This is a genomic window from Butyricicoccus sp. AM32-19 (genome assembly GCF_003480365.1).
In the GTDB taxonomy this organism is placed as follows: domain Bacteria; phylum Bacillota; class Clostridia; order Oscillospirales; family Butyricicoccaceae; genus Agathobaculum; species Agathobaculum butyriciproducens.
Map to the genome: position 1 here is coordinate 1 of NZ_QUIX01000031.1, position 7,021 is coordinate 7,021.

The 7,021-nt window shown below is 49.0% G+C and carries 4 protein-coding genes; 1 reads left to right on the forward strand and 3 read right to left on the reverse strand.

Annotation, left to right across the window (positions count from 1 at the left end):
• Positions 1 to 682: 682 nt before the first annotated feature.
• On the forward strand, positions 683 to 4,759 hold the full coding sequence (locus DW806_RS14795) for an S-layer homology domain-containing protein (RefSeq protein ID WP_118730435.1): 4,077 nt from the start codon (positions 683 to 685) through the stop codon (positions 4,757 to 4,759).
• A gap of 43 nt (positions 4,760 to 4,802) precedes the next feature.
• Here the strand turns inward: DW806_RS14795 and DW806_RS14800 are convergent, their stop codons facing one another.
• The 3 genes from DW806_RS14800 to DW806_RS14810 all read right to left on the reverse strand — a co-directional run bounded on the left by DW806_RS14800 (position 4,803) and on the right by DW806_RS14810 (position 6,985).
• Complete coding sequence (locus DW806_RS14800) at positions 4,803 to 5,255, reverse strand: low molecular weight protein-tyrosine-phosphatase (protein WP_118730436.1); 453 nt, start codon at positions 5,253 to 5,255, stop codon at positions 4,803 to 4,805.
• A 185-nt stretch (positions 5,256 to 5,440) separates the two neighbouring features.
• On the reverse strand, positions 5,441 to 6,640 hold the full coding sequence (locus DW806_RS14805; protein ID WP_008703747.1) for a site-specific integrase: 1,200 nt from the start codon (positions 6,638 to 6,640) through the stop codon (positions 5,441 to 5,443).
• A gap of 111 nt (positions 6,641 to 6,751) precedes the next feature.
• The gene (locus DW806_RS14810; protein WP_008703749.1) at positions 6,752 to 6,985 is read right to left on the reverse strand and encodes an excisionase; all 234 of its coding nucleotides are present in this window, start codon (positions 6,983 to 6,985) and stop codon (positions 6,752 to 6,754) included.
• Positions 6,986 to 7,021: the final 36 nt, after the last annotated feature.

Sequence of the window (7,021 nt, forward strand, 5' to 3'; positions counted from 1 at the left end):
TCGTTGTTTAATTTACAAGGTACAATCTGCTGTTTTCAAAGGGTTTTCACAACTTTTCGTTGTTCTTAACTGCTCATCAATAGCTTATTTAGTATACCGCAGTATACGCCTAATGTCAACACTTTTCTTCAACTTTTTCAAAAAATATTTTACAGGAAATTTGTACACTCTATACATACCTATATAAATATGTCTCCCCTGTACAAATGCCCTGAAAATAAAACATCACCTGCCGCTGTACGCCGACAAGCACGGAAAATAATGCAGCGCACCATCTTCCCTATGATATTTCAATATTCAGTTGTAATCTTTATCGCATATTGTTAACTTCTATACCGTATTTTTATCATTTCCACAGAAATTATGTGCTGCTTTGTGCCTTTTCCGCTGTAAACAATATGTATCGCACATACAAAAAATTTTTCCTTTATCAAAAATCACATCCAGAGTTAGTTTCTCCTAACTCATTGCAGGATTTTGTGTACTTTTTGTGTTGTTTATATGATACGGCCGTTCTTTCCTGTAAATATCAGGATTTGACACCACAAAATCTTTATGATATTTTATTACCTACTTATGAGTTAGTGTATGATAACTCATTGTGATCACGCTCCTTTCCTATGGAAAGGAAATTTTTTACCGGTATGGTTAGCCCAGTCTAACAACAAGGAGGAAAATATACTTGAACAAAAAACGTACCCTTGCGATGCTTTTGGCCGGAGCTATGCTCCTGCCAGCGAATGCATTCGCTGCCTCGCCTGAAGATTTTACCGATTTCCCAACCGACTGGTCCGCAGCCGGCCTGCGCAGCGCTGTACAGAACGGCCTGCTGAACGGCTCAAACGGCCAGATTAACAGCTCCGGCCTGCTGATCCGTGCCCAGATGGCTGCTATCGTCAACCGTGCCTTTGCCGCTCGCAAAACAGCTGACCTGTCGGTTTACAGCGATGCAAACACTTCTGCATGGTATTACAACGATCTCAAACTGGCCGTTGCCATGCGCACATTTCAGGGTGCAAACGGCAAACTGAATCCCGAAGCGCCGATCACCCGTGAAGAGGCTTTTGTTGTCCTCGCGCGTGCATTTGCACTTGAAAGCGGCGATACGTCCGTTCTGAACAATTACACCGATGGTGCTTCTGTCTCTGCATGGGCACGGAGCAGTGTAGCTGCATTGATTGAAAACGGCTATGTCAACGGTGCAAATGGTAAGCTGAACCCGAAAAACAGCATCACCCGTGCAGAATTCGCCAAGGTCATCAGTGAGATGGCCAGCACCTACGCCGATGCAGACGATTCTCTGTCTGCCACGGTGGACGGCAGCGTTATTGTGCGTGAAAACGGCGTTTCCCTGTCCGGCAAGACCATCAACGGCGACCTCATCATTGCAGACGGCATCAGCAGAATCGACCTGACGGGTGTTACTGTCACCGGCCGCATTGTACTGCGCGGCGGCGAAAGCGGTGTAACCTTTAAGGACACCAAGGCCGGCAAGGGCATTATCGCCAATACCGACATTGCGGTTTCCGGCTCGGTTGACAGCATCACCGTTGTTGCCGACGGTGCAAAGATCACCGGCTCGGGCAAGGTCGGCGCGGTGCAGGCGAACGCCGATAACGTCACCGTTTCTACCTCCGGCACCAAGGTTACTGCCGCAAACGGCGTTTCCGGCGTCAAGGCAGGCAATAAATCGGTTGCCGCAGGCAAAACCGAGACGGTCGGCGCGGCAGCTTCCGGTGGTGGTTCCTCTTCCAGCGGCAGTTCGTCCTCCGGCGGCGGCTCCTCTTCCGGCGGCTCTTCCTCTGGTGGTTCGGTTGCACAGCAGAGTCTGGTCGTACCCGAGCAGACCAAGCTCATCGACATGAACACCGTTCAGCTCGGCGCACTGGGTCAGTTCGTTGTTATCCGCTTTGAGGACGGCAACACGCTGGATAACTGCACGCTGACCGTTGACGGCACCGAAATCAACGCCGGCTGCTCCAAGGTTTCCACCGACGGCAGCATTGTCAAGTGGCAGTCCACCGTACTCGACCCGAGCACGCTGACCGTTACCAATAAGACCACCGGCAAGACCCAGACCGTCAGCCTCGGCGGCAAGAACACGGTAAAGCCGACCGTTTCCGGTGTACCAGTCGATTACTACTTCCTTGCAAACGGTCCGGTTTACGTCTGGGATTATCACCAGACCAACAAGGACGCCGCCGGTAAGGTACGCTATAATCCGACCCACACAACCATTGACCTGAAAACTGCCTCCAATTCGGTACGTTTCTACTCTCCGGACGCCGTTCTAAGCGAATCCGACGATAATCTCTATCATGTTTCCGGCGAGGTACAGCTTATGTTCAACTATGCCAACGGCACCGACGCGGAAAAGGCGTTTGTGGACGGCATTACGAGCGTTGTACTCGTGCAGGACGATGAAAGTAACAGCGTGCTCAATAGCAATTTGAAGTGGAGCCTCAACAAGGCGCTGCCGCACGGTGTTGACGGCGCTACCGTTGCGTGCATCACTGTCCCACTCGGTCAGTCGAACTTCTTCTCGAACGGTCGCTACAAGCTGCGCGTGGTATCGAACGGCAATGCCGAGCTGTTCCCGATCCATGTGGTAAACGAGAAAACGCCGTCTCTGGTGCTGAGCGATACCGGCGCATACAGCGGCGTGAACACGCATTTTACGGTGAAGGATATGCTGTACGGCATCACCCAGCCGATTTACCGCGTAGAACTGCAGTATGCGGGCGATTCCGAGGTACAGGTGCTCAATAAGTTTGACGACTGGTATCTCATCGGCGATACCTTCGTGCTGTATAACGATACTACCAACCATCTGACGCACAGCGGAAAGTATACGCTGACCATCTACGCGAACGGCTTCAAGTCGTTCTCCCAGACCTTCTATGCCTACGGTGCAGATAAGCAGTCGGTTTCTCCGGCGGCGCGTGCCGCAGCGGCAGGCGTAGACGCGCTTTCCGCAGCGACCAGCGGCGGCGGCGGTGCCTCCTCGGATTCCGGTTCTGAAGGCGGCAGCAACACCATGAACGCAAATCTGGTATTCAGCGCCGACCTGCTGACCAACGCGAAGATCGTGGAAAAGCTGGGTCTGGACAACGCCAATGCAGCCGCTATCTCCGAGCGCTGGGACAATATGCTCCATGACGCGGTTTATTATGAAGGCGCAGATAAGGTTTACACCAGCGCAGGCTTCTTCGATGCCGCAAACACCGCGCGCACCGAGGACAAGCTGCTCACCTTTGCGGAGTATGTCACCTCTGAGAACGCAGAAACCACACGCAACCGTCCGTATGCGGTAAAGAAGGTGCTGGAGGATAATCTGCTCGGCGAAACGACTTCGTTCAGCGAGGCTTCCTCTTCCGCAGCTCCTGACCTGACTCTGGTCAAGGAAGTGACCGAGGACGGTCAGACAAGCTACCAGTCCATCAACGAAGTAAATGAGGGCGAGGACGCAGTTCTGCTCGTTTCCGGCAGCAAGGCAGCGGCATATCTGGAAAAACTGAAAGAGAATGCCGACAGCCAGCTTTACCTCAACACCACCTCGGCGCTGAGCAAGGATGCATACTCCATCGACACCGAGAAGAACACCATCACCATTCCGGCAAACCAGCTCAAGCTGGGCGATAACGCGCTGACGCTGCAGGTCGATACCTTCCAGAAGGTGCGCCTGACGCTGACCGTTGCAAAGCAGCTAGAGAAAAACCTTTCTCTGTCGGTTGCCGAGACTACCGAATCGGGCAAGCCGGTCGTCGTATTCACGGTAGATGGCTCGAACGGTGATTTCCTCAAGAATCTGGCATCTGTTAAGCTGGATGACAAAACGGACATCGGTACTTACGGATATTACGGTTACGGTTCCGAAATGGCTTATTATGTAATCGGCAAGGATAACAAAACCATCTCTCTGTATAACGTACCGTCCGGTGAGCATACGGTTGCTATTTCGGCAAAGTACTATGGTGAGCCGCTGACGGCAAAGTTTACGGTTAATGCAAAACCTGCGGAAGCTGCAAAATCCGCACCGACGGTTTCCGGCGCTAAAAAGAAAACCGATACCAGTTATACGGGAACGTATTCCTACTATCGTCTCAGCTTCACCGGTCTGAATGCATCTGACCTCACAACATATCTGGCTAAAGTAAATCAGGTCAAGGTGAACGATACTGTTTTGACCCGCGGCTATTCCAGCAGCAGCCTTGCGGACAACAACTTCCGTCCGGCTGCAACCAATACCACTTATAGTACGTCTGCATACGATGTTCTCGATCTGCCCGTTAGCCTGTTTGCCAATGCCGGTGACTATAAAATCAAACTCACCGCAGATGGCTATACTGATGTAGAGTATACGCTGACGGTTGGTGATTCGAGTAGTTCCGGTGATTCGAGTAATTCCGGTTCCAGCGGCTCTACGGTAACAGCGCCGACTAAGCTGCCGACGATCAGCAAAGGAAGCAATATGTACTGCACGCTCACCTTCTCCGGTGCAGCAACGTGGCTGGCGCAAGATGGTTTAACGGTTACTGTTAATGATTCGGTATATCAAAAGACCGATTCTATCTATAACCTCGATGGCGGCGGTGCTTATTATGTAGAAGATGATCGTATCTCTCTCAAAATCCCATATGGGATGTTTACTTCTACAACCAGCAAACTGGTAATCTCCGATGGTACTACTAATATTAATCTCACTGTTACCATTCCTGACTACAGTTCTGGTAAACCTACCGTTTCTTTTACTGAATAATCTAACCCGCAAAAAAGGAAACCCTCTCGGGTTTCCTTTTTTCTTACCTATATTCCCTCAGCAGCGCCTGACACCCTTCCAGTAAATCCTCCCATACAACATCAAAATCGCCGGTATACCACGGGTCAGCGACCTCTTCGCCCTGTCGGTCGGTAAAATCCAGCAGCAAATGCAGCTTGCCGTCCGGATCGCCGCCGCAAATGCGCTGCATGGTGCGCAGATTCGACCGGTCCATGCCAATCAGCAGATCAAATCGGTCATAATCCGCGCGTGTCATCTGCCGCGCCGCATGATGGCCGCACGGGATTCCCTGCTCAAGCAGCTTGCGCCGCGCCGGCGGATACACCGGATTGCCGATCTCCTCACGGCTGACAGCCGCCGATTCAATCTCCCAGTCATCCGCGACGTCCTCTCGCTTTACCAGTTCCTTCATGATATATTCTGCCATCGGACTGCGGCATATGTTGCCGTGGCAAACAAATAATACTTTAATCATCTTTTTATATCTCCATTTAAATCTTGTATTTCTTCTCAAACGCTTGATATTTCAGGGTTTTCCGACTTTTGAGTTTTCCTTTCTTTTCAAGGTATCTTCTCAAATCTTCTCATATTTTCTTATGCTTTTCCCTGCAATCTTGGTAAATCCATTGGTAAAGCAAGCGTCCTTACCAACGGGCTTTTTTAACTATTCGCTATCCGATATACTTCTTCCTTTGCATCATCAAAATTCACATGAGTGTAAGTGTTCAAGGTTACACTGATGTCTGCGTGACCCATGATATACTGCAAGGTTTTCGGATTCATCCCGGATTTTGCCATATTAGAGCAAAAGGTGTGCCTGCATACATGAGGGGTAACTTTCGGCATCTGGATACGGTAAATCCTGTTGTATTTCTGAATGATATGCTCCAGATACTTTTCCCAGTGAAGGGCAACCATCGGCATATCGTTTTTATCCAGAAACAAAAATCCTGCATATCCTTCCACCATCGGTTCAACTTTTGGTGTCTTGCGGTTGGCAATGATTCTGCGAAAACACGCTGCGACAGCTTCCGTCATCGGCACATAGCGGATGCCTTTGTCAGTTTTTGGTTCTTCAATTACATACTGCATCTGTGCAGTACGCTGTAACTGATGGTCTACCTTGATACGCATTTCTCCAAACTCGATTTCTGAAACCGTCAGTCCACAGAACTCTGAGATACGAAGCCCTGTGTGAAAAAGAATATAGATTGCATCATAGTATCTGCTAAAATGTTTATCTTCCTGAATAAACTTTAGCAAATCTCTCTGCTGCTTTCGGGTAATCGCTTCTCTGGTAACAGAATCATTGACAATGACGGATGCAAGCTCAAATTCAAATGGATTTTTACGAAGCAAATCATCGTCTACCGCCATCTGAAATGCTGGTCTGAGGACTCCCCGGATAGAATGAATGGAACTGTATCCCCGCCCATCAATTTGTTGGAGCTTAATCAACCATGCCTTGGCGTCTGACAAACGCACCTTATCAATTCGCAGATTCCCAAAACTCTCTTTTTTCAGCATATTGATGACTGTTTTATATCCGGCAACCGTATTGTGACGAACTCCTGTTTTCAATGAAACATACTTTTCTACCAGTTCCAAAACAGTATAGTTGCCTCCGTTGGTTACGATACGGTCAAACAAATCCGCTTCAATCTGTTTTTCTTTCTCACGCAGGGAAGGCTCCCGCTTCTTCCCTTTTGGCATTGGGTCATTCTTGTCCAAACGCCAACTGTATACATTTTTCTCTTTTCCGTCCTCATCAATATAGCGGAACCGATACCTCCCATCTTTACGCTGGTACTCGCCCTCTCGCAAAATCCGATTACGGTTATCTCGTCTTTTCTCACTCATCGTGAACTCTCCTTTCAAAAAAAGAGAGCCAGACTTGCACTTTTATCATAGCACAAATCCAGCTCTCCGCATAGTTATATCATGTGAAATCGGTAAATCTGTCAGCTCTGTTTACACAGCAGTAGCCTGATCCAGATACCTCTCAAATTTCTCACGCTTAATGAGGGCACGATTGCCGTTCATCACATAAAAATCCTCATTGGGATGTGTGTCAATAAGCGTTCTCAATTTTCCTTCGCCGATATGATAATATCTGGCTGCTTCCTCAATGGTAAGCGTATATCTACGCCACACCGGAATATCCGAGTAATTTTTTCCTTCAATATTCAGCTTATTATTCGCCATAGGCAGTTATCCTCCATACATGAAAATAGCCAGACA

What these genes read in the sequence shown, in the direction of transcription:
- DW806_RS14800 (WP_118730436.1), bottom strand. Translation starts at nt 5,255, where the DNA reads ATGATTAAAGTATTATTTGTTTGCCACGGCAACATATGCCGCAGTCCG.
- DW806_RS14805 (WP_008703747.1), bottom strand. Translation starts at nt 6,640, where the DNA reads ATGAGTGAGAAAAGACGAGATAACCGTAATCGGATTTTGCGAGAGGGC.
- DW806_RS14810 (WP_008703749.1), bottom strand. Translation starts at nt 6,985, where the DNA reads ATGGCGAATAATAAGCTGAATATTGAAGGAAAAAATTACTCGGATATT.